We start from the raw sequence: 26,647 nt of genomic DNA, 5'->3' as shown, positions 1-26,647 counted from the left end.
TCTCGCGCGTCATCAACGGCCGCTCCGACGTCTCCCCGCAGACCCGCGAACGCGTCGAGGAACTGCTCACCCGCCACGGCTACCGCCGCCGCCCGGCCAGCATGCGGGCCAGCTCCGGGCTCGTCGACCTCGTCTTCAACGACCTCGACAGCCCCTGGGCCGTCGAGATCATCCGCGGCGTCGAGGACGTCACCCACGCCGCCGGCATCGGCACCGTCGTCTCGGCCATCCATCGCCGCTCCGCCTCAGCGAAGCAGTGGATGGACAACATGCGCGCGCGGGCGACCGAGGGCGTCATCTTCGTGGCGTCGGCATTGGAACCACCGCTGCAGGCCGAGCTGCGCCGCCTCAACATCCCCGTCGTCATCGTCGACCCGGCCGGGGTGTCGACGATGGACGCCCCGACGATCGGCGCGACCAACTGGGCCGGCGGCCTGCGGGCCACCGAGTACCTCATCGGGCTCGGCCACACCCGCATCGGCTTCATCGCCGGCCCGCCGCGCCTGATGTGCAGCCGGGCCCGGCTGGACGGTTTCCGGGCCGGGCTGGAGTCCGCCGGGCTGCCCGTCGACGACAGCCTGTTCTACCAGGGCGACTTCTACCACGAGTCGGGGTACGCGGGCGGCACCGTGCTGCTGGAGCAGGCCGACCCGCCGACCGCCATCTTCGCCTCCAGCGACCAGATGGCCCTGGGCGTCTACGAGGCCATCCGCCGCCGCGGCCTGCGCGTCGCCGACGACGTCAGCGTCGTCGGCTTCGACGACCTGCCCGAGGTCCGCTGGTCCTCGCCGCCGCTGACCAGCGTCCGGCAGCCCCTCGCGGAGATGGGCATGGTCGCCGCGCGCACGCTGCTGCGCCTGGCCCAGCGCGAGAAGATCGAGAGCCCGCGCATCGAGCTGGCCACCGAGCTGGTCGTCCGCGACAGCACCGCGCCGCCGCGCTCCTGATCGCCCGCCGATAGTTTCCGGAAGTTATTGACTTCAGGCGATGGCGGGGCGCAATATGGGAGCGCTTCCATCGATGTGTGCCGTGTCCTATATCGAGTGTCCTCCACCGCCGACGTCCCCTGCCCGGACCAGACGTCGCACTGATCCACGCGGGCGAGGGCTGCTTCAGGGCACGGCACTGACGCTCCGCCATCATGAGGAGGACACCCATGACGCCCCCACGCGTCCCCGTCCAGAGAGCACGCCGCCGCCTCGTCCAGCTCGCCGTGGTGGCGCTGCTGTCGGCGTTCGCGGTGCCGGTGCTGTCGGCCACGCCCGCCAGCGCCTCCGGGCCCCTGCGCACCCACGCCGCGGCCCGCGGCAAGTTCATCGGCTTCGCGGCGGCCACCAGCCCGCTGGCCAACGAGTCGGCCTACCGCACCATCGCGCAGACGGAGTTCAACCAGATCACCGCCGAGAACGCGATGAAGTGGGATGCCACCGAGTCGTCGGACAACAACTGGAACTTCAGCGGCGCGGACCAGATCGTCAACTTCGCGGCCGCCAACAACCAGCAGGTCCACGGGCACACCCTGGTCTGGCACAGCCAGACCCCGGGCTGGGTGCAGGGCCTGGGCGCGAGCGCGATGCGTTCGGCGATGCAGGACCACATCTCCACGCTCGTCGGCCGCTACGCCAACAACGCCTCGGTGGTGTCGTGGGACGTGGTGAACGAGGTGTTCGAGGAGAACGGGAACTTCCGGTCCAGCTTCTGGTACAACACGCTGGGCCAGAGCTTCATCGCCGACGCGTTCCGCTACGCCCGCGCCGCCGACCCCGACGCCCGCCTGTGCATCAACGACTACAACGTCGAGGGCATCAACGCCAAGAGCACGGCGATGTACAACCTGGTGCAGTCGCTGCGGGCGCAGAACGTGCCGGTCGACTGCGTCGGCTTCCAGGGCCACCTGGCCACGCAGTACGGCTTCCCGAGCGACCTGCAGCAGAACATGCAGCGCTTCGCGGCGCTGGGCGTGCAGGTCCGGGTCACCGAACTCGACGTGCGCATCGTGATGCCGCGCACCTCGGCCAAGGACACCACCCAGGCGACGTACTACAGCAACGTGCTCAACGCGTGCATGGCGGTCACCGCCTGCGCCGGCGTCACCATCTGGGGCTTCACCGACAAGTACTCCTGGGTCCCGGACACGTTCCCCAGCGAGGGCGCGGCGCTGCTCTACGACGCGAACTACCAGCAGAAACCGGCGTACACGGCGGTGCACAACGCGCTCGACAACGGCACCACCGACACCCAGGCGCCGAGCACGCCGAGCAACCTCACGGCGTCGAACGTCACGTCGAGCGGCGTGAGCCTGTCGTGGACCGCGTCGACCGACAACGTGGGCGTGGCCGGGTACGACATCCTGCGCGCGCCGGGCACCTCGGGCGGTTCGTTCTCGCAGGTGGGCACGTCGACGACGGCCTCGTTCAGCGATTCCGGGCTGTCGGCGAACACGTCGTACCGGTACCAGGTCCGGGCGCGTGACGCGGCGGGCAACGTCTCCTCGGCGTCCAGCGCCGTCACGGTCACCACGACCGGCGGCACCGGTGACACCCAGGCCCCGAGCACGCCGAGCAACCTGGCCGCGTCCGGCACCACGTCCAGCGGCACCAGCCTGACCTGGACCGCGTCGACCGACAACGTCGCGGTCACCGGCTACGACATCCTGCGCGCCCCCGGCACCTCCGGCGGTTCGTTCACGCAGGTGGGCACGTCGACGACGACCTCGTTCAGCGACTCCGGGCTGTCGGCGAACACGTCGTACCGGTACCAGGTCCGGGCGCGTGACGCGGCGGGCAACGTCTCCTCGGCGTCCAGCGCCGTCACGGTCACCACGACCGGCGGCGGCACCGGCGGCGGCTGCTCGGTCACCGCGACCGTGCAGACGCAGTGGAACGGCGGCTACGTCATGCAGCCGATCACCGTCACCAACACCGGCACCTCGGCGATCACCAGCTGGACCGTCACGTTCACGCTGCCGCCGAACCACACGCTCGTCGGCCAGTGGAACGGCGTGATCACCAACAGCGGTGGGACCGCCACGGCGAAGAACGCCCCCTACAACGGCACCCTCGCCCCTGGCGCGAGCACCACGTTCGGTTTCCAGGTCGCCCGGCCCAACGGCGACAGCAGCACGGCGTACGGCTTCAGCTGCAGCACGCCGTAGCGACCACCGGGTCACGGCCGTCTCCCTTCGGGCCGTGACCCACCCTCGATGGGCTGCCCGACGGCGCGGGCAGCCCATCCCACCTCCGGCTCCCGACGCTCTACGATCACCGGGACCAGCCGTGATCCGGAGGTAGACCGTGAGAGTGTTCAGTTCCGCCACCGACCTGGCCGAGGCCGTCGGGCAGAGCATCGGGCCCGGTCCGTGGCACCCGGTCGAGCAGGCTCGGGTCGACACCTTCGCCGAGGCGACCGGCGACGACCAGTGGATCCACACCGATCCGGCGCGCGCCGCGGCGGGGCCGTTCGGCGGGACCATCGCGCACGGGTACCTCACCCTGTCTCTGCTGCCGCTGCTGGTACGCGACCTGTACCGGTTCGAGGGCGCGCGGATGGTAGTCAACTACGGGCTGAACAAGGTGCGCTTCCCCGCGCCGGTGCCGGTCGGGGCGTCGGTCCGGCTGACCGCGACGCTCGCCTCCGTCGAGGAGGCCGGCGGCGGAGTGCAGGTCACCGCCCGGATGACGATCGAGACGGACCGCTCCGCCAAGCCCTGCTGCGTCGCCGAGACGGTGACCAGGGTGTTCTTCTCGTGAAGCGGGTCGGCAAGGTGGTCGCGTACATCGTGCGCGACGGGCGGGTCGTGGTGTTCGCCCACGGCGACCACGACACGCTCGCGCTGGCCGGGCTGCAGGTGCCCGCGGGCACGATCCAGTCGGGTGAGCTGCCCGAGGACGCGGTGCTGCGCGAGGCGTACGAGGAGACCGGGCTTGCCGGCCTGCGCCTGGTCCGCTACCTGGGCGTCGGCGAGTACGACGCGCGCCCCGCACACGACGCCGTGCACGTGCGCCACTTCTACGAGCTGGCCGTCGACGCCGCCGAGGTCCCGGAAAACTGGACGGCGTACGAGACCGGCGACGGCGCGCACGACCCGATCCGCTTCGACCTGCGGTGGATGCCGCTGGACCAGGCGCACGTGGTCGCGTTCGGCCAGGGCTCGCACCTGGGCCGCCTGTTCGACTGAGTCACCGGGCCGGTGCGCGCCGCCAGACGCGCAGGTCGAACTCGTCGAGGGTCACCCAGAGTCCGCCGCCGACGCCGAGCGGGTGGGCCCGCACCGGGTGCGGGTAACTGATCGGGCCCTCGCCGCCGAGCGTGACGACGTCGACGAGCCAGTGCCGTACCGGATCGTCTCCGTGGCTCACGCTCGTGGCGGCGGCCATCACCCGGTCGTCGAGGAAGCCGTGGTCCATGAGATCCCAGCCGCGGTGGCCCACGTCGGCCGCGGGGTCGCCGTATGGCGACCGGTCGGCGAAGAGGATGCCGGTGACCGTGCCGTCGGGGTGCCGGTGCACGGCGAGTTCCTCGCCCGAGGCGTGGTCGATGGTGACGAACCGCCGCCCGTCGGGCGAGACGCCGACCAGCACGTATGCATCGTCGCCGAAGTGCCGTACGTCGAGGCCGCCCTGGTGCAGCCGCCCCCAGAGCAGCGGCGAGCCGTCCTGCCCCTCGCCGACGCCGAGTCCCATCACCGCCGGGTCGGGGTGGGGGACGTGATGGGAGCCCGCCGCGTAGGTGCCGGTGGCCGCGCGGGCGAGCACGCGCGCGTCGACGGCGGCGAGCGCCAGCCAGGTCTCGCGGCTTGCTCGCGGGTCGTCGTCCTCGGGCCGGTCGTCGCCGGGCAGCGGGCCGCGCACGTGCACCCATACCGTCGTGCCGTCGCGGCCGACCCAGCTCGATCCGCGGTCGGGGTAGCGATGCTCCGGATCGTCGGCGTATTCCGCGTACGACTCGTGGTAGCCCAGGCAGAGGCCTGCCCAGCAGGTATGCCGGACCTCCCAGCGCAGGCGCCCGCTCGGCTCGACGGCCCGCACGGCGTGCACCCCGGGGAATATCGCGTACGCCAGGTCGGGGCTCACCGCGACGGTCCCGCCGACGGCGCGCGGCCACGGGGCGGGGAACACCGCCGTGGGCGTCAGGTCGCCGGCACGCAGCCCGCCCAGGTCGTACACGGCGAGTTCGGCGTCCTTGCGCACCAGCACCAGCGGCCGACGCCCTGGGCCGGTCAGCATCCGCGGGGGATCGTCGACACCGGGCTCTCCCGGCACCCGCACGGCCCCGACCAGCTCTGCCACCACACCGCTCACGCCGGACATGATCGCAGGACGGTGGGACATCGGGGGAGTCCGCTCCGGCCACGGCGGACGACCGCAGCCGCTGTCCACACGGGATCTGACACGGACCGTCCAGGCGGTGCGGCGGAGGTCGGCGCGGTCGGTCCCGGCCGAGGCCGCCCGGCGGTCACTCCCAGCCGAGGCCGAGGAGCAGGTCGAGGAAGTCGGCGAGGCGCTGCGGACCGCGGCAGACCAGCCGGTGCGCGACGTCGTCGCAGGCCCAGCGGGCTTCGAAGCCGCGCCAGGTGGTGCCCGCGCTGACCCGCACCCGAAACGGGCCGAGGTTGATCCGGGCGATCTGCCGCTCCAGGCTGTCCTCGTCGAAGCCAAGCACGGAGTGCAGCTGGATCTCGGTGGTGCCGCGCCGGTGAACCGTGAAGCGCTGGGTGGCGGTGCTGATCCGGCTTTCGGGATCGGCCACCCAGGCGGCGGGCAGCTGTGGCAGGCCCGGCCAGGTGTCGGCGGCGCGCCTGCCACGTCCGGCCAGCAGCGTGGCGGCGGTCGACAGGCCCGTCGTGGCGTGACGCAGCGCGGAGGCCTGGAGCTGGGGGACGCTAGCGAGCACGGTGACTCCCGGAGGTCGCGGCGCACGCGACTCGGGGTGGGGAGCGCGACGCGGTGATGCGGCGGGGGTGGTCGCCGCGAGAGCCCGACGCTGCGCTCGTTCCTACAGTTCACACCACCGAACCCCGCCCCGCCCCCAGAAGCCCACCCTTCGGGAAAACGGATTCCACGCCGGACCGTGCCCCGTCGCCCCGCCGATCCCCGTCGATCATGAAATTATGGCAGCGACACGCCGTCGAGCCTTGCCACAAGTTCATGATCAACGCGGGAGGGGGTCAGGCGGTCGCGGCGGCTGGGGAGGGGCGGACCCAGTCGGGTTCGGGGGTGTCGGGTGGGGACTGGCGGGCGAGCAGGACCTGGCCGGTGGGCTCGTCGACCAGGACGACACGCACGGCGGCGGGCTGGTAGCGCAGGCGGGGGACGGCGTACACGGCTGACGCCTCCTGGCCGGCGTGGCGGGCGGTGAACACGAGGATGCGCCACTCGTCGTCGTCCCAGTGTTCGCGCAGGTCGGAGGTGAGCAGGGCGGCGGTCTCCCGCCACACCGGGCTGCGGTGCAGCTGGTCCATCGTGGAGTCCAGTGGGACCTCGAACCCGCCCGCGGGCAGCGGCCGGGTGATCCGTACCTTGAGCTGGCGCAGCGGGTCGAGCCAGTGCCGGTCCAGCTCGGGGGAGAGGGCGACCAGCAGGGCCGCCTCGGCCAGCAGCAGTCCCACGGCCGGCAGCGGCCGGGTCCGCAGCACGTCGGTCCAGCCCGTGGTCGCGGGCAGCGCGAGCAGGCTCGCGGCCAGCAGGCCGGCGGTGCGGGCGAAGGCGCGCCAGCGGACCGGGGTGCGGGTCGCGGACAGGCAGCCGCAGGACGACTCGGGTGCGGCGATCCGGGCGTAGGCCAGGTAGCCGGTGAAGCCGAGCGACAGCACGGCGGCGGCCAGCGCCTCGGCGGGCAGCGCGGGCGGGGCCAGCAGGACCAGCGCGAGGGCCGCCTCCACCGTGCCGACCAGCCGGTACGCGGGCAGTGCGCGGGTGTCGCCGACGAGCTGGGCCAGCGCGCTGCGGCCGGCTGCCGCGGCCGCGTGCGGGGAGAGCAGCTTGAGCCGGGCAGACCAGAGCAGCACGAGGCCGAGCAGCAGCGGCTGCAGCGGCGCGATCCACGAGATCATCGATCCTCCGGAGTGTCGAAGGGTGACGTAGGGGAGCGGGCGGACGCCGGGGGTCGGGGCGTCCGCCCGGGTTGGCGGTGTCAGGCGTTCGCGTACACGGTCGCGATCTCGACCTCGTTGGTGTCGGGCACCCAGGCGCCGATGACCTGGACGTGCTTGCCGACGCGCAGCAGGGACATGTCGGCCACGGCCGGGGTGTCGTTGTAGCGGGCCGCCGACGTGCCGGGCACCAGGTGCCCGACGATGCGCTTGCCCTTGTGGTCCAGGTGCAGCATGTTGCGGCCGATGGCGGCGATGTGGGCGTGCACGTTGACGATGTTCACCCACACCGAGTCGGCGGCCAGCGTGCCGTCGGGCAGGCGCAGGCCGCGGGCGTACAGGCCGTCGCCGACGGCGACCTGGTCGAAGGTGGTGGGACGCAGCTTCCAGATGCTGGTGCCGCCGGTGATCCGGATGCGCCACAGCGCCATGTCGGAGCCGGTGACGAACAGCATCCCGGCGCTGATGCCGATGATGCGGCCCTCGGCGAAGTTGGGGTCGGGTGCGCCGGGCTCGACGGCTTGCTCGCCGGCGGCGAAGGCGGCCTCCGGTGCGAGCGAGCCGAGTGCGGTCGCGCCGGCCAGGGCGGCGCTGCCGACGACGGCTGAGGTGAGCAGGCGGCGACGGTCGAGAGTCTCGGTCATGTCGGTTCCTTCCCGGCTCAGACGGTGTCGACGCTGCAGGGCAGCAGGCCGGCGGAGAGGCTGCCGATCTGGCTGAACGCGGCGGGGGTGAGGTCGACGATGCGGTTGGTTCCGCACACCGAGCCGCAGCAGGCGCGCTCGCCGCACCACAGATCGGTCTGCGGGCCGCAGTCGGCGATCGTGGTGCCGACGCGCTTTCCGTTGCAGCGGTTGGTGGTGTAGTGCCGGAAGCCGCAGCCGCGGCGGGTCATGCTGACGCCGCAGGCGTCCGGCCGGGTGATGTTGAAACAGGCGGCCGAGGCGTTCGGCCAGGCGTGCTGGTAGCTCCCGCTGTTGCAGGTGCCGCACGCGCCGTGCCCGGCGGTGCCGCACGGACCCCAGGAGTTGCCGCAGCAGAACCAGGACATCGTTCCGGTGAGGGCAGCCACTGTCCGCCTCCTTTCGTGGTGGGGGTGTTTACCAGGAGGAGCGGCGATGGGCCCATCGACGTTTGTCGAATATCATGGCGGCGGAGAGCTTCGCGGTCAATCCATACACTGAAATCTTTCTTCATTTGGTGAATCGGTGCGAGCGGCTGCCGCACCCGGGAGGTTTCGCCGCCGCCGTCACGTTCGGCACCGGGCAGGGGCCCCCGCGCGCCGCCTTGCGGCGACCGGCCACGGCCCGCCGACTATGGGCGTACGCTGCATTAATGGACGCGACGCGGGCGGGCGTCGGCAGCGACCCGCTGGCCCATATCAATGTCTCCCGGCTCCGGTCTGATCTGCAGGCGGTGCAGGCGCTCGGTACCACCTCGGGCGCGATGCGGGCGTGCGCCGTGAGCGCGGACATCCGGCAGGCCTACGGGACGGCCCTGCGCGCCCGCGACGAGGCGGCGGCCTACCTGCACGGCAACCGGGACTGGACCACCGAGGACCTGGCCGAGATGATCTGCGGCCACCGGGCCGACGAGCGGCGGGTGCGCCTGATCGCCGAGTGGTCGACCGCCCCGCAGCACCTGTACGACGCCGGGCACGAGCTGCTGCACCGCCAGCAGCTGGCCAGCGAGCTGCGCGACCTGCTGTCGGAGGCGCGCGCCACCGCGGTGCACCACCTGCGCGACGCCGAGCTGATGCTGCCGGCCGACCCGCTGACCCGGGTCGCCAAGGCCACCGACATGGTGCGGTTCAGCAGCTATCACCTGGACGTGGTGGCGGCCAACCGCAACCTGTACGCGGCCAACCTGGTCGTGCACCACGAGTGGGACCTCGGCGAGATCGCGGAGCTGGCCGACGCCGAGCCCGACGCGATCGAGAGCGCGTTCGAGGCGGCCCGCACCAACCCGCCGTCGGACGCCGACTCCCGCTCGGTGCGCGAGCTGGCCGCGATCGCGGCGGCCATCGCCGCCCGCCGCAACCACTGGGAGTCGGCGCGACAGGAGGCCGTGGCCGAGTGCCTGGCCGCGGGCGTCGACCCGGAGCTGGTCGCCGCGCATTCCGGGAGCTGAGCCGATGAGCGGCGTGCCGATCGCCGACCATGCCCTGCTGTCGGACTGCCACACCGCGGCGCTGGTCACCCGGCACGGCTCGGTCGACTGGCTGTGCTGCCCGCGCTTCGACAGCCCGTCGGTGTTCGGCCGGCTGCTCGACGACGACGCCGGCCACTGGTCGATCCGGCCGCTCGGCCCGTTCACCGCCACCCGGCGCTACCTGGACCAGACGCTGGTGCTGGAGACGACCTTCCACACCCCGACCGGCACGCTCGCGGTCACCGACGCGATGGCGGTCGGCCCGAACGAGCACCCACACGGCCACTCCCTGGGCGTCGGCGCGCCGCACATGCTGGTGCGTGGGGTGAGCTGCCGCGACGGCGACGTCGCGATGCGCCTGCGGTTCGAGCCGCGCGCCGAGTACGGCCTGCTGCGCCCGCTGATGTCGCACGTGCCGGGCGGGCTGAACGTGCGCGGCGGTCCCGAGTGGCTGATGCTCTCCAGCCCGATGGAGCTCACCTGTGCGGAGAGCACCGCGTACGGGGAGGTCACGCTGCGCGTCGGCGATGAGCTGTGGTTCGCCCTGCACCGCTCGACGTGGGGACTGGAACCGGCCCGGATCTGGGACCAGGACGAGATCGCCGACTGGATGACGGTCACCGTGCAGTCCTGGCGGGCCTGGTCGAAGCTGCACCAGAACTACGAGGGCCCCTGGCGCGACCTGGTGCACCACAGCGGCCGGGTGCTGCAGGGGCTTACCTTCCGGCCCAGCGGCGCGATCGTCGCCGCGCCGACCACGTCGCTGCCGGAGAGCGTCGGCGGCGAGCGCAACTGGGACTACCGCTTCGCGTGGGTGCGCGATGCCAGCTTCACCATGGAGGCGCTGTGGGTCGCCGCGTGCCCGGACGAGGTCGGTGACTTCTTCACCTTCATGACGACGGCGGCGGCGGGCGCGATCGGCCCCGACTACCCGCTGCAGATCATGTTCGGCGTCAACGGCGAGCACGACCTGACCGAGCGCACCCTGCCCCACCTGCGCGGCTGGCGCGACAGCCGCCCGGTGCGGGTCGGCAACGGGGCCTGGAACCAGCACCAGATCGACGTGTACGGCGAGCTGCTCGGCGCGGCCCACCTGCTCGCCGACAAGCTCTCCGAGAGCGACGACGACATCCGCGCGTTCCTGGTGGCGCTGGCCGACACGGCCGTGGTCCGCTGCCGCGAGCCCGACCACGGCATCTGGGAGGTGCGCGGCGAACCCCGGCACTTCGTCTACTCGAAGGTGATGTGCTGGGTGGCCCTGGACCGGGCGATCGCCCTGGCCGACCGGCTGCGGGCGGCCGACCGGGTGCCGGCCTGGTCCGCGGCCCGCGACGAGGTCCGCGAGCGGGTGCTGCGCGACGGCTGGAGTGAATCCGCCGGAGCGTTCACGCAGTACTTCGGCTCCGCCGACCTCGACGCGTCCTGCCTGATGATGCCGATCGTGGGCTTCCTGCCCGCCGACGACCCGCGCATGCTCGCCACCATCGACGCGATCGCCGACCGCCTGACCGACGAGCGCGGCCTGGTCTACCGCTACCGCACGGAGGGCGGCGTCGACGGCCTGGCCGGCGACGAGGGCACCTTCCTGCTCTGCACCTTCTGGCTGGCCCACGCCCTGGCCGAGGCCGGCCGCGTCAACCGCGCCACCGAGGTCTTCGAACGCGCGATCGCCTACGTCAACGACGTGGGCCTGCTCGCCGAGGAAGTCGACCCCGACACCGGCGAACTGCTCGGCAACTTCCCCCAGGCCTTCAGCCACATCGGCCTCGTCAACGCCGCCTGGGCCATCACCCGCGCCCAGCACCGCGCCGCCCTCTGACGAAGGAAGGGCACCTTCTTATCGGTTTCCGTAGAGGAAGGGCACCTTCTTGCCGAGAGGGTGCCCTTGAGCCGGGGCGGAGGTCAGGATTTCAGGAAGGTGCGGACCTTGAGGGAGACGGGGTCGCTGACCAGGAGCCAGGCGTGCTCGATGCAGCCGACGTTGGTGTTGGTCGCCCCGGTCAGGATCGTGCTCTGGTCGGGGTTGATGAACTCGTCGCAGCTGGACCAGAAGGTCTGGTAGCGCACCCCGCCCGGCGTCTCGTCACCGGCGTTGAGGTCGCGCAGGAAGGAGCTGTCCGGGGCCATCTCCGCGCAGGAGGTGATCAGCCACGAGCAGATCGGGGTCAGGTTGGTGCCGTGGTTGGGCCCGCCGAGCGACACCCACTGGTCCACGTATGACGTGCCGCCGAGGAACTTCAGGTACCACCGGGAGTTCAGGCTGCCCATGGAGTGCGCGACGACGTCGACCTTCGCCGCGCCGGTCTGCGCGCGCACCGAGTCGACCAGGGAGCGCAGCTGCGCGGCGGTGGTCTTGTTGGACTGCGTGATGTCGTACGACATCGCGAACAGCCGCCCGCCGCTCCATCCGTCGGCCTTGAAGTCGGCGATCATGTCGTTCCAGTTCCAGGCCCCGCCCTTGTAGCCGTGCACGAAGATGACCGGATCGCGTTCGGCGGCCTGGGCCGGCGACGGCGCGACCACGACCATGGCGAGCACCGCGCACAGTGCGCTGAGCACTCCGGCTGACTTTCGCATCTGTCCTCCTCGATGGGATTGAGTGGGACAGAGCGTGCGCGATGTCGTACGTGCTTCGCATCCGTGAAACAACGCATCGGTCTTTCGCGGAACGTTAACTTGTGAGTAACTTCTGGGCGTGGTCCCGCTCACGCCGTTGCACGGCCGCGACAGTGCGCTGCTCTCGCTGACGTCCATGCTGGACGCCGCGCGGGCCGGGCACGGCGGCGCGCTGCTGGTGCGCGGCGAGCCCGGCCTGGGCAAGACCGCACTGCTCCGGTACGCGATGAGCGAGGCCGGCGGTTTCCAGGTCCTGCCCGGCTGCGGCGTCGAGCCGGAGTCGGACCTGCCCTACGCGGGCCTGCACCGGCTGCTGCGCCCGGTCGCCCGACGGCTGCCCGAACTGCCCGAGCTGTCCGCGCGGCAGGCCGAGGTGCTGCGCCGCGTGCTCGACGGCGAGGCGGACGAACCCGGCGACCGGGCCGTCCTGCTGCCCGCGGCGCTGCTCGCCCTGCTGGCCGTGCTCGCCCGGGACGCACCGGTGCTGGTGTGCGTGGACGACGTCGACCTGCTCGACGCGCCGTCGCGGGAGGCGCTGGCCTTCGCCGCCCGGCGGCTCGGAGGCATCGGGGCGTCCCGGCCGGCCGCCGGTGGCCTCGCTTCGGTCGCGGATGCCGTTTCGTCCGGTGGCGGCACTGCCGGCGGGCCAGGCGCGGGCCGCGACAGTGCGCGTGACGAGGGTGAGGCCGTCGTCATCCTGCTCAGCTGCGGTGACGACGAGGCCCTGCCGCCACCCGGACTGCCGGTGCTCACCCTGTCCGCGCTGGACGACGCCGCGTGCGCCGAGGTGGTCGGGCAGGTCGCGCCGGTCGCCGTCGCCGAGGGCGTACGCCTGCGCCTGGCCGCCGCCGCCGCGGGCAACCCGCAGGCGGTCACCGAGCTGGTCGCCGCGCTCGCCCCGGACCAGCTGGGCGGGGTCCGCCCGCTGCCGGATCCGCTGCCGCCCTGCACCAGGCTGCAGCACGCGCACCTGCGCCAGGTGCGGGCGCTGCCGGAGCAGACCCGCCGGCTGCTGCTGATCGCCGCGGCAGAGGACGAGATGGACACGAACCTGCTGGTGCGGGCCGCCGACGAAGCAGGCCTGGATCTGGCCGCGCTGGAACCGGCCGAGTCCGCGGGGCTGGTGCGGGTCGGCCCGGCGGGGGTGGAGTTCCGCCACCCGCAGCTGCGGGCGGCGATCTACCAGACCGCGCCGCTGGCCCGCCGCCGCGCCGCGCACGCCCTGCTGGCCCGGCTGCTCGACGAGTCCCGCCACCCGCTGCGCCGGGCCTGGCACCGGGCCGCAGCCGGGCTGGCCCCCGACCATGAGCTGGCCGAGGAGCTGGAGTCGGCGGCCGCGTCCGCGCGCCACCGCGGCGGGTACGCGACCGCGTCGGCGGCCTACGAGCGCGCGGCCGAGCTGAGCACCGGAGACGACGGGGCCAAGGCGCGGCGGCTGGCCGCGGCGGCCCGCGACGCCTGGCACGCGGGCCGCTCCGCGCGCGCCCGCGACCTGCTCGACCGCGCCCTGCCCGCGGCCCCTGGCGCGGCCGCGCGCGGCGAGCTGGAACTGCTGCGCGGCGACATCGACCTGCGCGACGGCCGGGCCAGCGACGCCTACGAGGCCCTGCTGACGGCAGCGCACCGGCTCGCCCCCATCGATCCGGAACTGGCCGTCCGGGCCATGATGCGGGCGGGCGAGGCGGGCGTGTACGCCGGTGACCATCGCCGCTTCCTGCAGGTCGCCGCGCAGGCGGCACCGCTGCGCGGGGCGGCTGTCTCACCGCAGGCCACGGTGATGCTGGACTACCTGGAGGCGCTGTCGGCGATCTTCCTGGGCCGGTTCGGGGCGGCGCTGGCCCCGCTGCGCGCGGTGCTGGACGGCGCGCCGCGCATCGACGACCCGTCGGCGCTGATCTGGGCGAGCATCGCCGCGCTGATCCTCGGCGACAACGCCCAGGGCCGGGTGATGGCGGCACGCGCGGTCGCGCTGGCCCGCGGGCGCGGCGCGCTGACCATGGTGCCCAAGGCGCTGGAGTTCAGCGCGTACGCCGAGTTCTGGACCGGGCGGCACGCCGCCGCGACCGCCAACGCGCTGGAGGGCCTGCGCGCCGCGACCGAGACCGGCCAGGGCAACGGCGCCTGCCACCACCTCGCCGCGCTGGCCCTGCTCGACGCGATCCACGGCGACGAGCAGACCTGCCGCCTGCGCGCCCGCACCGCCCTGGATCGGGCCGGCCTGTACGGCCTCGGCCTGCCCGCCGCCCTCAGCACCTGGGCGCTGGCCTTCCTGGACCTGTCCCTGGGCCGCCACGCCGACGCCGCGGGCCGCCTGCGCGGGCTGGCCCGAGCCGGACCAGGCCAGGGCCACATGGCGGTGGCGGCGCTGTCGGTGCCGACCTACGTGGAGGCCGCGGTGCGCACCGGGGCGTCAGACGCGGCCCGCGCCGCGTTCACCACGTTCGAACCGTGGGCCGACAGCACCAGCAGCCCCGACAACCTCGCGCTGGCCGCGCGCTGCCGCGCCCTGCTCAGCGAGGGCGGCGAGGCCGAGGAGCACTTCCGCGCGGCCCTGCAGCTGCACGCCGTCGGCGACCGCGCCTTCGAACGGGCCCGCACCGAACTGCTGTACGGCGCACTGCTGCGCCGCCGCCGCAAACGCGCCGAGGCCCGCGCCGAGCTGCGCAGCGCCCTGGAGTCGTTCGAACGCCTGCACGCCGACCGCTGGGCCGAGTGGACCCGCGCCGAGCTGCGCGCCACCGGCGAATCCGCCCGCCCGCGCCTGACCGAACCCGACGGCGAACTCACCCCGCAGCAACGCCAGATCGCCCGCCTCGCCGCGCAGGGCGCCACCAACCGTGAGATCGCCGCGCAGCTGTTCCTCAGCCCCCGCACCGTCGAACACCACCTCGGCAACATCTTCACCAGACTCGGCGTCCGCTCCCGCGTCGAACTAGCCAACCTCCTCCCCTGACCGAAGGAAGGGCACCTTCTTGTCGCTATGCGTAGAGGAAGGGCACCTTCTTAACGCACGCTTTGAAAATTGAAGCCAGGCCGTCGTTCAGCTTTGGAAATCGTGTTACGGTGCGCCCATGACCACCATCGATCGTAGTCGGGTGACCGCCCTGGTGGACCGGGAACGGGCCGCCTACCGCGCCGCGCACCCCGGGTCGCTGCGCGTGCACGAGCAGGCCGGGCACCTGTTCGGGCGGGTGCCGATGACGTGGATGAGCAAGTGGGCGGGCGGTTTCCCGCTCGCGTACGCCACCGCGCACGGCAATCGGATCACCGATGTGGACGGCCACACCTACCTCGACTTCGCGCTCGGCGACACCGGGGCCATGGCCGGGCACAGCCCGCGGGCCACGGTCGCCGCCGTGCACCGGCGCATCGCCGTCGACGGCGGCATCACCACCATGCTGCCCACCGAGGACGCCGAGTGGGTCGGCGCGGAGCTCACCCGCCGCTTCGGCCTGCCGCGCTGGTCGTTCACGCTGTCGGCCACCGACGCCAACCGCTGGGCGGCCCGGCTGGCCCGCCTGGTCACCGGGAAACCGAAACTGCTGGTCTTCTCGTACTGCTACCACGGCTCCGTCGACGAGACGTTCGTCGTGGTCGGACCGGACGGCCAGGCGCGCAGCCGTCCGGGCAACGTCGCCCCCGCCGTCGACCCGACGCAGACCACCCGCGTCGCCGAGTGGAACGACCTGGCCGCGGTCGAACGCGAACTCGCCCACGGCGACGTCGCGGCTATCCTGGCCGAGCCCGCGCTCACCAACATCGGCATCGTGCTGCCCGAACCCGGCTTCCTGGCCGGGCTGCGCGAGCTGGCCACCCGGTACGGAGCGCTGCTGATGATCGACGAGACGCACACGATCTCGGCCGGTCCCGGCGGCATGACCGCCCGCGACGGGCTGCGCCCGGACGTGTTCGTCATCGGCAAGTCGCTGGGCGGCGGCATTCCGTGCGGGGCGTACGGCCTCACCGAGGAGATCGCCGACCGGGTGCACCGGATCACCGCCACCGGCAGCGCGGACATCGTCGACGTCGGCGGCGTGGGCGGCACGCTGGCCGGCAACGCGCTGTCGCTGGCCGCGATGCGGGCCACGCTGGACGAGGTGCTCACCGACGACGCGTTCGCGCACATGATCGCACTCGCCGGGGACTACACCGAGGACGTGCGGCGCATCCTGGACACCGCCGACGTGCCGTGGTCGGTCACCCAGCTCGGCGCGCGGGCGGAGTACCGCTTCACCCGGCCCGCGCCGCGCTCCGGGGGCGAGTCCGCGGCGGCCGCCGACGACCTGCTCGACGAGTACATGCACCTGTACACGCTCAACCGCGGCATCCTCATGACGCCGTTCCACAACATGGCGCTGATGTGCCCGGACACCACCGACGCCGACATCGCGCGGCACACCGAGGTGTTCGAGCAGGCCGTCGCGGAGCTGGTCGGCTGATGGACCTCGACGCGACCGACAAGGCGCTGATCCGGCGGCTGCAGGTGGACGGGCGGGCGTCGTACACCGACCTGGGGTTGGAGGTCGGGCTGAGCGGGCCGGCCGTACGCCAGCGCATCCAGCGGCTCACCGACGCCGGGGTCATGCAGATCGCCGCGGTCACCGACCCGCTGAAGACGGGGCGGCCGGTGATGGCGCTGCTCGGCATCCGCGTCGACCGCGACGTCGGCGCGGTGGCCGCGGCGCTCGGCGAGCTCGACGCCGTGGTCTACCTGGTCGCCACGGCCGGCTCGTTCGACCTGTTCGCCGAGGTCGTCTGCGCGACCATGGCCGACCTGTCCGACCTGGTCAACGACCACATCCGCCCGGTCCCCGGGGTGGCCGCCATCGAGTCCTTCCCGTACTTCGGCATCCACGTCCACCGCTTCACCTGGGGCGTCCCCGACTGACCCCCCGGCAGGCCGCGCGGCCGCCGCGGCCGCCGCTTCCGGCCGCGATGATCATGAAGTTGTGGCCGCGACACGCCGTCGAGCCGTGCCACAAGTTCATGATCAACCCGGAAGGACCTAGCCGGCGCGGGTTTTGGTGAGGGTGGCGAAGACGACGATGTTGTTGAGGTAGTTGCGGTCGGTGCGGTCATAGGGCGGGCCGCAGGTGACCAGGCGCAGGCCCATGTCGTCGGTGGCGCCGTAGACGCGGTGGGCGGGGAACTCGTCCTTGGGGAACGACTTGACGACGTCGACGGTGAAGGTGGCCTGGGAGCCGTCGAGGCGCTGGACCTCGATCTTGGTGCCGGGTTTCAGGGAGCCCAGCTGGAAGAACACGGCGGGGCCGCTGGTACGGGTGTCGACGTGCCCGACGATGACCGCGTTGCCGCGTTCGCCGGGGCTCGGGCCGTAGCGGTACCAGCCGGTCAGGTCCGGGTGTTTGAGTTCGGGCACCTGCAGGCTGCCGTCGAGATTGGTGCCGACGGTGACCACGACCGCGTCCACCTTGATCGACGGGATCTTCACGCGCACCGGCGCGGACCGGTCCAGCGGCCGGATGCCGCGGGCGTCGGGGCGCCGGTCGGTGTCGACGAGCTGGTAGCGCCCCGAGGCGTCGTCGGTGGGCTGGGGCGGCCCGGCCGGGGTGATCATGAAGGCGGCGGCGATCAGGCCGATCCCGGCGAGCGCCGCGCCCACCAGCAGCAGTACCGCCCTGCGTCCGGTGCGCCCGGCGGTGCGGTGCCGGCCGCGCGGGGCCAGGATCGCGGCCGTGGGCACCGCCTCGGCCGTGGACCTCACCTCGACCGCGGGTCCGACCTCGATCGCGGGTTCGGTCTCGGCCGGTGGCTCAGGCGCAGTGGTGGCCACGGTACCTCCGGCTGCGCACCAGCAGCACGACGCCGCCCAGGCCGGACAGTGCGAGCAGGCCGGAGCCCGCGCCGAGCAGGGCCCGGCTGGGGCCGTCGGAGGTGGACCCGCCGCCGCCCGCGGGGGCGCCGGTCGGCGAGACGACCAGCGTGCCCGCGCCCGTCTCGCCGTCACTGCACGTGACGTTGAGCTGGTACGTGCCCGGCAGCGTCGTCGACGGCACGGTGAGCTCGGCGTTGTACGCACCCGGCCCGCCGTCGGTGTACGGGTTCAGCGTGATCTCGGACGGCCCGCCGATCGTCGTGGTGCTCACCGAGGCGGAGACCGCCCCCGCGCCGCAGTACGCGGCGAGCGTGAAGCGGCCGCCCGGGGCGACGGCGGACGGGTTGACGGTGACGTCGGCCGCGGCGAGCGCCACCGACGGCGAGACCAGCGTCGCGGCGGCGACGCCGATGGCTGCGGACAGGGCCGCACGCCGAAGAGACGTACCCATGGCTGCTTCCTTCCCCGAGATCCGAAGATCTGCTGGGTATTACAAAAGCACCCTTTCTCGGACGCAGCTCACGTTTTACCGGAAGTCATGATGATCGGGATGGCTTCGATCCAGGATGGAGGCTTGGGCGCGTCCGCCCCGACCAGCCCGGCGATGATCCTGGTCCGCGACAGCGCCGCGTCCGGCCATGGCGTGTACCCGTCGGTCAGCACGATCACGAAGTGCGGCGGCTCCGGCACGGCCAGCGCCGCGCTGATGCCGACCCGCATGTCGGTGCCGCCCCCGCCGGCCAGCACGACCTCGCCGACCGTGGACACCCGCCGCGCGGCGTGCACGTCGGCGTCGCAGGCCAGCACGGCGACCCGGTTGCCGCGTACGCCCACCGCCCGCAGCACCCCGCCGACCTCGGCCAGCACCGCGGCCAGGTCGTCCTCCGACATGGAGCCGGAGGTGTCGATGACGATCGCCACCCGGGGCAGCGGCCGCCGCAGGCTCGGCAGCACCACACCGGGCAGCGCGGCCCCGCGCCGCGACGGCCGCCGGTAGGTGTAGTCGACCGCGCCGCCCGCCCAGGCCGCCGCCTCGCGCACCGCTCCCGCGAGGGCCTGCCGCCAGTCGATCGTCGGTTCGAGCACCTGCTCGGCCCAGCGCTGCCAACCCGCGGGCACGGTGCCGCGCCCGCGTACGTGTTGGCGCACCGACTGCGCGGTCTGCCGCCGGATCGCGTCGGCCTCCACGCCGCGCACGGCCGGGGCCCCTGCCTCCGGAAGGTCCCACGGCGAGGGGTGGCCGTGCGCGCCCGAGCCGCACTCGACGGGCGGGCAGTCGCACACCGCCCCGCCGCCCGCGCCCCGGCCCGCCCCACCCGCCGCCGCGGCGCCGGCGCACTGCCCACGGCAGGGCGGGGAGGCGGGCAGCGACGGCAGGTACTGCTCGAACAACTGGCCGGTGGGCAGGCCGTACAGGTCGGGGTGGATGCGGCCCTCGGGCAGTGCCAGCCCGTCGGCGACCAGGTCGTCGTTGATCTCGCAGTCCTGGGCGAGGTTGACCCGGTGGTGGTCGGCGCGCAGGTCGGCGGCCAGCCGGTCGCCCCGGCCGTGGTGGTCGCGCAGCAGGTGCGCCACCTCGTGGATCCACACCCCGGCGAGCTGCTCGACGGGCGTCCGCTCGACGAACGCGGGGGACACGTAGCAGCGCCAGTGCCGGTCCACGCCCATCGTCGGCACCTGGTCACTGGGCACCACGGTCAGGCTGTACAGCGCGCTGGCCAGGTACGGCCGCTCGCCCGCGGCCCGGAACCGGGCAGCCAGCAGCTTCGCCCGGTCGAGCGGCACGGTCCGGGCGGGCCGCCCGGCGTCGGCGTCCCGGCCGGCGGGCACGGCATCGTCCACGGGTGCGGGCTGCCCGGTCCGCGCCGGGCCCGGGGCGGGCGTGTTCATCGTGCGGCCGGCAGCATGCCCGACAGGCTCAGCACCTCGACGAACGCGTCGATCTCGGCCGGCACCGGCCAGTCGGTGTCACGCAGCGCGGCCAGGTCCAGGGCGGCGCGGGCGGCGACGTCGGGCACCCCGGCGTCGACGGCCTTGGCCAGCACCACCCAGCCCGCGTCCCAGCGCTGGTGGGTGGTGCTCGCCTGCACCGCCGAGACCACCGCGGTGAGGAACGCCAGCTGCCGGTCGCCCCGGTCGGGCAGCGCGAACGCCTTCGGGTCGGCCAGCACCCGCTCCGGGTCGGGCAGGTCCAGCTCCTCCAGGTACGTGCCGAACTCCAGCCCCGCGCCGTCGCCGACCGCGCCGACCAGCGCGGTGGTCAGCGCGTCCCGGCCGGTGTCGGTGGCCAGGTGGAACGCCAGCAGCCGCAGCGCCATCTCCCAGCTGCGCGGCGACGGCCACGCCCCGCCCCGGCTGTCGGCGTCGCCGGGCAGGTGGTGCACCAGGCCCGGCCGCGCGGTCAGGAAGCCCGCGACGGTGCCCCGGGCGCGGGCCACCGCCCCGGCCATCCGCGCCGGGTGCACCGTCGGCACGGTGATCGCGGGCCAGGTTCCGGCCAGGCCGCGGGCGACCACCCGCGGGTCGTGCGTCCAGTGCAGGTGCACGAAGCGGTTGGCCAGCGGCGGGCTCAGGTGCCAGCCGTCGGCGGCGCTGGACGGCGGGTTCGCCGCGGCGACGATCCGGATCGCGGGCGGCAGCTCCAGGCTGCCGACCCGCCGCTCCAGCACCACCCGCAGCAGCGCGGCCTGCACCGCGGGCGGCGCGGACGACAGCTCGTCGAAGAACAGCAGGCCCTGCCCGCTGCGCGCGAGCCGCACCGCCCAGTCCGGCGGGGCCATCGGCACCCCGTCGGCGGCCGGATCGTCGCCGACGATCGGCAGGCCGGAGAAGTCCGACGGCTCGTGCACGCTGGCGATCACCGTCTCCAGCGGCACCCCGAGCCCGGCCGCGAGCTGCTGCAGCGACGCGGACTTGCCGATGCCCGGCTCGCCCCACAGCAGCACCGGCAGGTTCGCCGACACCGCCAGGGCCAGCGCCTCGACCCGCGGGTCGGCCACCGGCTCGCTGCGCCACGCCCGGGTCGCGGCGATCAGTTCGTCCGCCGTACGCAAAGCCTCGCTCATGAACGCTCCTGGATGTACTGGGAGATCAGCTTGAGGTCGGCGTGCTTGTCGCCGCTCTCTTCCTCGTAGTACTCGAAGCCCTTGTACTCGACCAGGTCGGTGACGGAGGTGCCGTTGTCGTCCTCGGCCTTGGGGTCCGCGCCCGCCTCCAGCAGCGCCAGCACCAGCGACGGGGTGCCCACCCAGCCGACCGCGACGTGCAGCGGGGTGCGTCTGCGGTGGTCGCGGGCGTCGATCGGCAGGCCCGCGGCCAGCAGCCGGGGCAGCAGCACCTCGTGGTCGAGGCAGCGCAGCAGGTGCAGCAGCGTCGAGCCGCGGCCGTCACGCACGTGCGGGTCCAGGCCCGCGTCCAGCATCGCGAGCACCGCCTGGGTGTCACCGTGCAGGATGGTCTGCATCAGTTCCCGGCGCTGGTCCCGCAAGGCCCGGGGCAGCCGCGTGCTGCCGTCGGTCCAGCCCTGCTGGGCGGCGAAGCAGCCGGCCACCTTGCCGCCGAGCGCGCGCAGCGCGTGCTCGCGCCGCACCTCGTCGGGCGTGTGGTCGAGCGGCACGAGCCGCCCGCCCGCGTTGTCGATGCGGTGCCACTGCCCCCGGCAGCGCACCCGCACCGGCCCGAACGCGGGGCCGCGCGCGGCCGGGACGCCGCCGCGCGCGTGCGGGAAGAGCGCCGCGCGCACCAGCGGGTGCAGGTCCGCCGGCGTGACCAGGCCGCGATGCAGCAGTTCCAGATCGGGGGGTACGAGGTACAGCGGCTCGGCCAGCACCGGCAGGTCGCCGCGGCGCTCGTTCTCGCCGAGCATCCGGACCCGCACCGTGTCCCCGTCCGGGGTGAACAGGAAGCGCAGCCGCCAGTCCGCGTTGAGCACCACGCCCTCGGCGGCGTGGCGCGAGGCGAGCCGGCGCACCGCCGGGGCGAGTGCGACCAGGTGCAGCCGCTGCCCGAGCACCTGCTCGCGGGACACCTTGTAGTGGCTGTACCGGAACGCGGGCAGCGTCTCGTCGAGTTCCAGCCCGGCTTCGCGCCACGCCTCGACCAGCTGTTCCGTGGCGAGCAGCGCGGCGGAGCGCTCCGCCCGCGCCGGGGCGCCGTCACCGGTCGCGGCGGTGAACCCGGCGATCGGCACCGGCGCACCGTCGGGGGTGAGGAAGGGCAGCCGGTGCGCGTCGCCGCCGTACGCCTGGCGCAGCCCCGCCGACTCGGTGGCGTGCCACAGGTAGCCGGGCAGTTCCGGGCCGGGAGCCTTGCCCAGCGGGGCGACGGTCAGCCGCAGCCGCTGCGAGCCGTCCACGGTCTTGGGCAGCTCGACCTGCAGTGCCGGGGTGTCCTGGCCGACGACGTCCAGGCGCGGCGCGAGAGTGAAGGTGAGGCCGGTGGCGAGGCTGGTGCGCCCGCCCAGCGCCCGCGGCAGATGCCAGCGCAGCAGGTCGGGGGCGAACCCGGCCAGTTCCGCGACGATCCGTTCGGCGGCCGCCGCCCCGTGGGTGCGGGCCACCTCGGCGAGATCGACGTCGGTGTCGACACGGCCCGCGGCGCACGCCCCGCGCCAGTCACCGGCGAGCCGCCGGTCCGTGCACTCGTCGATCATGCGGGTCGGCACGGCGTAGCGGCGTACCCGCTGCCAGACGGTCAGTTCGGGGTCGCTCACCGGTACACGCTCGCGATCGCGCTGATGTCGGGGTGCGGCTGCTCGGCCGGGCCGAGGGTGGCCGCGGCCAGCCGCCGCAGCCGGCGCGGCACGCCGTGGTTGATGCCCAGGTAGCGCAGCGGCATGTCGTCGTTCAGTGCGGCGACCAGCAGCTTCGCGCCACGGCCGGTGATGCCGGTGAAGCGCAGGTCCAGCCGCCGCAGCCGACTCGCGGGCAGCACCACCGCCAGCGCCGCCGCGCCTTCGTCGCCGACGGTGTTGGGCAGGGCGCCCAGTGCCCGCTCCGACGGCGGCCGGGCCAGGTCGAGTGCGGTCCACGCGCCGAGCCGCGCCGCCAGCGCGGCCACCCCGGCCGGGGTGAGGCCGTTGCCGCCCAGGCCCAGCGTCATCGGCAGGCCCTCGACGGCCTCGCCGAGCGCGGCCGCGCCCTCGTCGCCGAGGTGGTTGGCGGCCAGGTACAGCTCGCGAACCCGCCCGTCGCGCACGATCGCCGACAGCGCGGGCACCGCGTCGGGGCGTAGCCCGTTGCCGCCCAGGAACAGCCGCTCCAGCGGCGTGCTCCGGTCTGCCAGCACCTGCGCCAGGGACTCCAGCCCGTGCCGGGTCAGCCCGGTGTTGACCAGGTCCAGGGTGCGCAGCGTGGTGTTGGCGGCCAGGGCCGCGCACAGCCGGGCCACGCCCTCGTCGCCGATCGGGTTGCGTTTGAGCCACAGCGCCCGCACCGTCGCGTCGCCGGCGAGCCGGTCGGCCAGCGCGCCCGCGCCGTCCGCGTCGATGCGGTTGCAGCCCAGGTAGACGGTCTGCACGTGGTGGCCGGGCGCGAGCGCGTCGGCGACCGCGCGGGCCCCGTCGCTGCCCAGGCCGTTGGTGCCCAGCAGCAGGTGGGTGGCGTGCGGGAAGCGTACGGCCGCCTGCACCACCCGGGCCGCGACCTGCGGGCCGAGGCCCTGCTTGCACAGGTCGAGCCGGCCGTCGGGCTGCAGCGTGCCGCGTGGGAAGTCCTCCGCGGCGGCGACCCCGGCCGGGTCGGCGAGCCGGGTCAGCAGCGCGTCGAAGTCGGCCGGGTCGGCCAGTCCCGCCTCGGGATGGCTGATCGCCGGGCAGCGCACCGGGTTCGCGGGGGTCTCGTGCTCGGTCACCATGCCACCTGCCGGTAGTCCTTGAGGAAAGCCCCGTGCACCGGGTCGCCGGCCTCCGCGCGCACGATCGGGTCGTACACCCGCGCCGCGCCGTCGATCACGTCCAGCGGCGGCCGGAAGCCCGCCTCGCGCTGGGCCTGCTTGTCCGGGTGCGGCCGCTCGTCGGTCACCCAGCCGGTGTCCACGCTGTTCATCAGGATGCCGTCGCCGTGGTAGTCGTCGGCCAGCGTCCGGGTCAGCATGTTCAGCGCCGCTTTGGCCATGTTGGTGTGCGGGTGGCGCTGGGTCTTGTTCTCGCGGGAGAAGCTCCCCTCCATCGCCGACACCTGCACCACGTGCCGCATCGCGGACGGCGCGGCGGCCAGCAGCGGGCGCAGCCGGGAGGTGAGCAGGAACGGCACGAAGGCGTTGACGACGTGCACCTCGAGCCACTCGCGCGGGCTGACGTCGTGGGCGTGCAGCGTCCAGCTGTTGACCTCGCGCAGGTCCAGTGGCTGGCCGGTCTCGTCGGTGTGCCCGGCCGGGAACAGCGCCTGGGCCAGCTCCGGCAGGACGACGGCGGTGTCCGGGCGGTGCCGGGTCGCCGTCGTGCCGATCGCGGCAGCCGGTCCGGTCAGCGGCAGCAGCTCGGCCGCCCGCACCTCGCGGTGGTAGGCCGCGGGACGGTGCAGGGTCTGCGCGGCGTTGTTGACCAGGATGTCGAGGTGGTCCCAGCGCTGCCCGACCGCGTCGACCAAACCCACCACCCCGGCCAGGTCGAGGAAGTCCGCGCCGTGCACGTGCAGCCGGTGCGACCACTCGCTCGCGTCGGGCAGCGCGGCGAACCGGCGTGCCGCGTCGTGCGGGAAGCGGGTGGTGACCAGGACGTCCGCGCCGTCGCGCAGCAGCTTCAGCGCGATATGGAAGCCGATCTTCACCCGGCCGCCGGTGACCACGGCGCGGCGGCCGGTCAGGTCGCAGCGGGCGTCGCGGCGCTGCCGGTTCTGCTCGGCGCACGGCGGGCACAGCTGGTGGTAGTCGGCGTCGACCTGCCGGAACCGCTCCTTGCACACGTAGCAGCGGCGCGGCCGGTGCAGCAGCGTGGGCGCTGCCCGCGCACCGGGTTCAGGCGGCGCGACAGGCTGCGGGCCCGGTCCGGGCTGTGCGCGACGCCGGTCGTCCGGTCCAGGTGGCAGGACATCCGGGCCGTCGGGCGTCGGCGGCAGGTTCGGCGCGGGCCTCGTGTCGTGGGCGACGGCGGCGTGGTGCCGGGCCGTGGCGGCGGGGATCTCCTCGCGGTAGCGGCTGGCCGTCGCCAGCAGCCGCCGGTCGGCCTGCTCACGGGTCGCCGCGCGGTCGGCCTTGCGGCGCTTCTTGCCGCCGCGGTGCGCTTCGGCGACGGCTCGTTCGACGGCCAGCGCCGCCGGGCCGTCCAGCGCGCCGCGCCCGGCGGCGGCCAGCACCCGCAGGCAGGTGTCCAGATCGGACGCGCTGATCGGCGCGTCCCCGGGGCCGGGCGGGCCGTCCGCGGGCACGCGTGCCGCCGGCACGTCGGTGCTGCGGTGCGGCATGCGCTCTCCCCGGGTCAGGTAGGGGCGAGGCTGGTCGGATTCGAACCGACGTCCTCCAGCTTGCAGTCAAGGCGCGACGACCTCTGCGCTACAGCCTCGCCGCGCGGGACGATACCCGACCCGGCCGACAATCGAGCAACCCGGCTGCGCGGTGCGCGGCGGCGAGGCGTCAAGAAGGGCACCTTGCTCTACGTATGGCGATGTGAAGGTGCCCTTCCTTCCTCTGTGGACGGTGTGCGGGAGGAGGTGTGGGCACAATAAAGCGCCCGTCTTGGCAACCACGGGGGAAGTCGCCAAGACGGGCGTCACGGTCGAGCATAGCGCTAGCGATTGGCTTTGGCCACTCCGGGTCGGCCTCGGCCGAAGAGAGTGGCGTCACATCGAGTTCTGGCTGGTCGCGGTGTTGAGACAGTGATCGTCGTGCGCGTCCCTGGGAACATCCTGAACGGACGGTCGGTGTCAGGTCAGCACCAGACGGCGCCGACCTGCTCGACGACGTGCGCGGACTGGGCGCGGCCGGCGCGGGCCGACGCCGCCCGGCGGGCCGGGTCGAGCATGTTGCGGCCGATCGCGGTCCGGGCGTCGCGGTCGGGGCTGATGACCGTCACCCGGGTGCCGGCCGCCGTCAGCTCGGCGACGTGGCGGGCGGTGCTGGTGACCAGGCCGCCGCCGACGGTCACCGGCGCGATGATGACCACGCGTTCGTGCCCCTTGGCCAGGTCGGCGTTGGTCGCCGAGCGCATGCCGCCGTCGATGTAGCGGTGGCCGTTGACCGCGGCGGGCGGCCATACGCCGGGGACCGCGCAGCTCGCGGCGACGGCGTCGATGAGCTCCACGCCGCTGTCGCGGTCGAACACGGTGAACTCGCCGGTGTGCGCGTCGGACGCGGTGATCTTCAGGGGCTGGGCGGGCCACTCGACGACGGGCAGCCGGGACGCGATGACGGCCTTGCGCTCCTCGGGTGTCATCGAGGCGGCGGCCAGCGCGAGCGCGCCGAGGCGGGCGCGGTACTGCTCGGGGGCGCGGCTGCGCACCATCGCCCAGCCGTACGCCAGCAGGGTGCGCGTGCTGATGCGGGCTGCTACCTCGTCCTTCGGGTCCTCCAGCTGGGTCTGGTAGCGCTCCTCCAGGCTGGGCTCGGTGGCCATCACCGAGGCGACCACCGACCCGGCCGACGTGCCGATCAGCAGGTCGGCGGTGCTCAGGTCGACCCCTGCCTCGGCGAGTCCGGCCAGGATGCCCAGTTCCCACGCGATACCGGTGACCCCGCCGCCACCGAGCACGAGTGCTCTGCCCTTCACCGCCGCCTCCTCCGTCACCGCTGACGCACTGCCCAGCGGCCCGGCGACGCCCGCACCCGTGCGGCTGCGGCCGACCGGCGGCGTGCCCGGCGCTGGACCTTCGACGGTACTCCCGAGACGCGTGGTCATGCCTGCATATACCCGTTGACATGGCTTCGCACACGTCACGGCCGGGGCGGCCGCGGCGCGGGGACCCCGCTGCGGGCCGCCGCGGGCCGTGTGGCCGAATGGTTCCCGGTCGGTATGCCGCGAG

General features: G+C 73.7%; 23 protein-coding genes and 1 tRNA gene. 9 read left to right on the top strand and 15 right to left on the bottom strand.

Going from position 1 to position 26,647, the window contains the following annotated elements:
* From AB0B35_RS27645 to AB0B35_RS27630, 4 genes are all read left to right on the top strand, one after another.
* Nucleotides 1-947 (top strand): LacI family DNA-binding transcriptional regulator (locus tag AB0B35_RS27645; protein WP_361050418.1); only part of this gene is annotated, 947 nt, incomplete at its 5' end.
* A 209-nt stretch (nucleotides 948-1,156) separates the two neighbouring features.
* The gene (locus AB0B35_RS27640; protein ID WP_361050415.1) at nucleotides 1,157-3,154 is read left to right on the top strand and encodes an endo-1,4-beta-xylanase; all 1,998 of its coding nucleotides are present in this window, start codon (nucleotides 1,157-1,159) and stop codon (nucleotides 3,152-3,154) included.
* Between the two features lie 139 nt (nucleotides 3,155-3,293).
* On the top strand, nucleotides 3,294-3,749 hold the full coding sequence (locus tag AB0B35_RS27635; RefSeq protein WP_361050412.1) for a MaoC family dehydratase: 456 nt from the start codon (nucleotides 3,294-3,296) through the stop codon (nucleotides 3,747-3,749).
* Entirely contained in the window at nucleotides 3,746-4,177 is a 432-nt protein-coding gene (locus AB0B35_RS27630; protein ID WP_361050409.1) for an NUDIX domain-containing protein, read from the top strand. Before AB0B35_RS27635 ends, AB0B35_RS27630 begins: the two co-directional genes overlap by 4 nt.
* Before the next feature lies 1 nt (nucleotide 4,178).
* Here the strand turns inward: AB0B35_RS27630 and AB0B35_RS27625 are convergent, their stop codons facing one another.
* The 5 genes from AB0B35_RS27625 to AB0B35_RS27605 all read right to left on the bottom strand — a co-directional run bounded on the left by AB0B35_RS27625 (nucleotide 4,179) and on the right by AB0B35_RS27605 (nucleotide 8,162).
* Nucleotides 4,179-5,300, bottom strand: coding sequence for a hypothetical protein (locus AB0B35_RS27625; protein ID WP_361050406.1), 1,122 nt, complete (start codon nucleotides 5,298-5,300; stop codon nucleotides 4,179-4,181).
* Between the two features lie 154 nt (nucleotides 5,301-5,454).
* Complete coding sequence (locus AB0B35_RS27620) at nucleotides 5,455-5,892, bottom strand: hypothetical protein (RefSeq protein ID WP_361050403.1); 438 nt, start codon at nucleotides 5,890-5,892, stop codon at nucleotides 5,455-5,457.
* A gap of 274 nt (nucleotides 5,893-6,166) precedes the next feature.
* Nucleotides 6,167-7,051 (bottom strand): MauE/DoxX family redox-associated membrane protein, encoded by an 885-nt coding sequence (locus tag AB0B35_RS27615; RefSeq protein ID WP_361050400.1) that lies wholly within the window; start codon nucleotides 7,049-7,051, stop codon nucleotides 6,167-6,169.
* Nucleotides 7,052-7,131: 80 nt separating this feature from the next.
* A complete protein-coding gene (locus AB0B35_RS27610) occupies nucleotides 7,132-7,734 on the bottom strand; it encodes a cell wall protein (protein ID WP_361050397.1) in 603 nt (200 codons plus the stop codon).
* 17 nt (nucleotides 7,735-7,751) lie between these two features.
* Nucleotides 7,752-8,162, bottom strand: coding sequence for a septal ring lytic transglycosylase RlpA family protein (locus AB0B35_RS27605; protein WP_239120920.1), 411 nt, complete (start codon nucleotides 8,160-8,162; stop codon nucleotides 7,752-7,754).
* 263 nt (nucleotides 8,163-8,425) lie between these two features.
* On the opposite strand from AB0B35_RS27605, the gene AB0B35_RS27600 reads away from it, so the two are divergent.
* The gene (locus AB0B35_RS27600; protein ID WP_361050394.1) at nucleotides 8,426-9,220 is read left to right on the top strand and encodes a hypothetical protein; all 795 of its coding nucleotides are present in this window, start codon (nucleotides 8,426-8,428) and stop codon (nucleotides 9,218-9,220) included.
* A gap of 4 nt (nucleotides 9,221-9,224) precedes the next feature.
* Nucleotides 9,225-11,060: a glycoside hydrolase family 15 protein gene (locus AB0B35_RS27595; protein ID WP_361050392.1), complete on the top strand. Its 1,836-nt coding sequence runs from the start codon at nucleotides 9,225-9,227 to the stop codon at nucleotides 11,058-11,060.
* Nucleotides 11,061-11,143: 83 nt separating this feature from the next.
* On the opposite strand, the gene AB0B35_RS27590 is transcribed toward AB0B35_RS27595, so the two are convergent.
* A complete protein-coding gene (locus AB0B35_RS27590; RefSeq protein ID WP_361050389.1) occupies nucleotides 11,144-11,818 on the bottom strand; it encodes a triacylglycerol lipase in 675 nt (224 codons plus the stop codon).
* A gap of 118 nt (nucleotides 11,819-11,936) precedes the next feature.
* Here AB0B35_RS27590 and AB0B35_RS27585 point away from each other — a divergent pair, with 118 nt between their 5' ends.
* The 3 genes from AB0B35_RS27585 to AB0B35_RS27575 all read left to right on the top strand — a co-directional run bounded on the left by AB0B35_RS27585 (nucleotide 11,937) and on the right by AB0B35_RS27575 (nucleotide 16,745).
* Nucleotides 11,937-14,810: a LuxR C-terminal-related transcriptional regulator gene (locus AB0B35_RS27585; RefSeq protein WP_361050386.1), complete on the top strand. Its 2,874-nt coding sequence runs from the start codon at nucleotides 11,937-11,939 to the stop codon at nucleotides 14,808-14,810.
* A 118-nt stretch (nucleotides 14,811-14,928) separates the two neighbouring features.
* The gene (locus tag AB0B35_RS27580) at nucleotides 14,929-16,296 is read left to right on the top strand and encodes a transaminase (protein WP_361050383.1); all 1,368 of its coding nucleotides are present in this window, start codon (nucleotides 14,929-14,931) and stop codon (nucleotides 16,294-16,296) included.
* On the top strand, nucleotides 16,296-16,745 hold the full coding sequence (locus AB0B35_RS27575; protein ID WP_361050380.1) for an Lrp/AsnC family transcriptional regulator: 450 nt from the start codon (nucleotides 16,296-16,298) through the stop codon (nucleotides 16,743-16,745). Before AB0B35_RS27580 ends, AB0B35_RS27575 begins: the two co-directional genes overlap by 1 nt.
* A 117-nt stretch (nucleotides 16,746-16,862) precedes the next feature.
* Here the strand turns inward: AB0B35_RS27575 and AB0B35_RS27570 are convergent, their stop codons facing one another.
* From AB0B35_RS27570 to AB0B35_RS27530, 9 genes are all read right to left on the bottom strand, one after another.
* Complete coding sequence (locus tag AB0B35_RS27570; protein ID WP_361050377.1) at nucleotides 16,863-17,651, bottom strand: class F sortase; 789 nt, start codon at nucleotides 17,649-17,651, stop codon at nucleotides 16,863-16,865.
* On the bottom strand, nucleotides 17,632-18,144 hold the full coding sequence (locus AB0B35_RS27565) for a hypothetical protein (RefSeq protein WP_361050374.1): 513 nt from the start codon (nucleotides 18,142-18,144) through the stop codon (nucleotides 17,632-17,634). Before AB0B35_RS27565 ends, AB0B35_RS27570 begins: the two co-directional genes overlap by 20 nt.
* 68 nt (nucleotides 18,145-18,212) lie before the next feature.
* Nucleotides 18,213-19,583, bottom strand: coding sequence for a VWA-like domain-containing protein (locus AB0B35_RS27560; RefSeq protein ID WP_361050371.1), 1,371 nt, complete (start codon nucleotides 19,581-19,583; stop codon nucleotides 18,213-18,215).
* On the bottom strand, nucleotides 19,580-20,758 hold the full coding sequence (locus tag AB0B35_RS27555) for an AAA family ATPase (protein WP_361050368.1): 1,179 nt from the start codon (nucleotides 20,756-20,758) through the stop codon (nucleotides 19,580-19,582). Before AB0B35_RS27555 ends, AB0B35_RS27560 begins: the two co-directional genes overlap by 4 nt.
* Nucleotides 20,755-22,404 carry an ankyrin repeat domain-containing protein gene (locus tag AB0B35_RS27550; protein ID WP_361050366.1) on the bottom strand — a complete coding sequence of 550 codons (1,650 nt, stop codon included), beginning with the start codon at nucleotides 22,402-22,404 and terminating at the stop codon, nucleotides 20,755-20,757. The genes AB0B35_RS27555 and AB0B35_RS27550 overlap by 4 nt, the downstream gene beginning before the upstream one ends.
* Nucleotides 22,401-23,543 carry a gala protein gene (locus AB0B35_RS27545; protein WP_361050363.1) on the bottom strand — a complete coding sequence of 381 codons (1,143 nt, stop codon included), beginning with the start codon at nucleotides 23,541-23,543 and terminating at the stop codon, nucleotides 22,401-22,403. Before AB0B35_RS27545 ends, AB0B35_RS27550 begins: the two co-directional genes overlap by 4 nt.
* The gene (locus AB0B35_RS27540; RefSeq protein WP_361050360.1) at nucleotides 23,540-25,093 is read right to left on the bottom strand and encodes an SDR family NAD(P)-dependent oxidoreductase; all 1,554 of its coding nucleotides are present in this window, start codon (nucleotides 25,091-25,093) and stop codon (nucleotides 23,540-23,542) included. The genes AB0B35_RS27545 and AB0B35_RS27540 overlap by 4 nt, the downstream gene beginning before the upstream one ends.
* A gap of 25 nt (nucleotides 25,094-25,118) precedes the next feature.
* Nucleotides 25,119-25,191 (bottom strand) — tRNA-Cys (locus AB0B35_RS27535).
* 366 nt (nucleotides 25,192-25,557) lie between these two features.
* Nucleotides 25,558-26,394 (bottom strand): patatin-like phospholipase family protein, encoded by an 837-nt coding sequence (locus tag AB0B35_RS27530; RefSeq protein ID WP_361050357.1) that lies wholly within the window; start codon nucleotides 26,392-26,394, stop codon nucleotides 25,558-25,560.
* Between the last annotated feature and the right edge of the window lie 253 nt (nucleotides 26,395-26,647).

Source organism: Catellatospora sp. NPDC049133 (genome assembly GCF_040648455.1).
In the GTDB taxonomy this organism is placed as follows: Bacteria; Actinomycetota; Actinomycetes; order Mycobacteriales; family Micromonosporaceae; genus Catellatospora; species Catellatospora aurea.
Note: the sequence above shows the minus strand (reverse complement) of the source record. Positions and strands in the feature narration are given on the sequence as shown.

Bases quoted from the DNA above. Each gene is read 5' to 3' on its own strand.
- AB0B35_RS27555 (WP_361050368.1), bottom strand. From the start codon at position 20,758: ATGAGCGAGGCTTTGCGTACGGCGGACGAACTGATCGCCGCGACCCGG.
- AB0B35_RS27610 (WP_361050397.1), bottom strand. From the start codon at position 7,734: ATGACCGAGACTCTCGACCGTCGCCGCCTGCTCACCTCAGCCGTCGTC.
- AB0B35_RS27540 (WP_361050360.1), bottom strand. From the start codon at position 25,093: ATGCCGCACCGCAGCACCGACGTGCCGGCGGCACGCGTGCCCGCGGAC.
- AB0B35_RS27615 (WP_361050400.1), bottom strand. From the start codon at position 7,051: ATGATCTCGTGGATCGCGCCGCTGCAGCCGCTGCTGCTCGGCCTCGTG.
- AB0B35_RS27580 (WP_361050383.1), top strand. From the start codon at position 14,929: ATGACCACCATCGATCGTAGTCGGGTGACCGCCCTGGTGGACCGGGAA.
- AB0B35_RS27575 (WP_361050380.1), top strand. From the start codon at position 16,296: ATGGACCTCGACGCGACCGACAAGGCGCTGATCCGGCGGCTGCAGGTG.
- AB0B35_RS27560 (WP_361050371.1), bottom strand. From the start codon at position 19,583: ATGAACACGCCCGCCCCGGGCCCGGCGCGGACCGGGCAGCCCGCACCC.
- AB0B35_RS27565 (WP_361050374.1), bottom strand. From the start codon at position 18,144: ATGGGTACGTCTCTTCGGCGTGCGGCCCTGTCCGCAGCCATCGGCGTC.
- AB0B35_RS27595 (WP_361050392.1), top strand. From the start codon at position 9,225: ATGAGCGGCGTGCCGATCGCCGACCATGCCCTGCTGTCGGACTGCCAC.
- AB0B35_RS27640 (WP_361050415.1), top strand. From the start codon at position 1,157: ATGACGCCCCCACGCGTCCCCGTCCAGAGAGCACGCCGCCGCCTCGTC.
- AB0B35_RS27600 (WP_361050394.1), top strand. From the start codon at position 8,426: ATGGACGCGACGCGGGCGGGCGTCGGCAGCGACCCGCTGGCCCATATC.
- AB0B35_RS27590 (WP_361050389.1), bottom strand. From the start codon at position 11,818: ATGCGAAAGTCAGCCGGAGTGCTCAGCGCACTGTGCGCGGTGCTCGCC.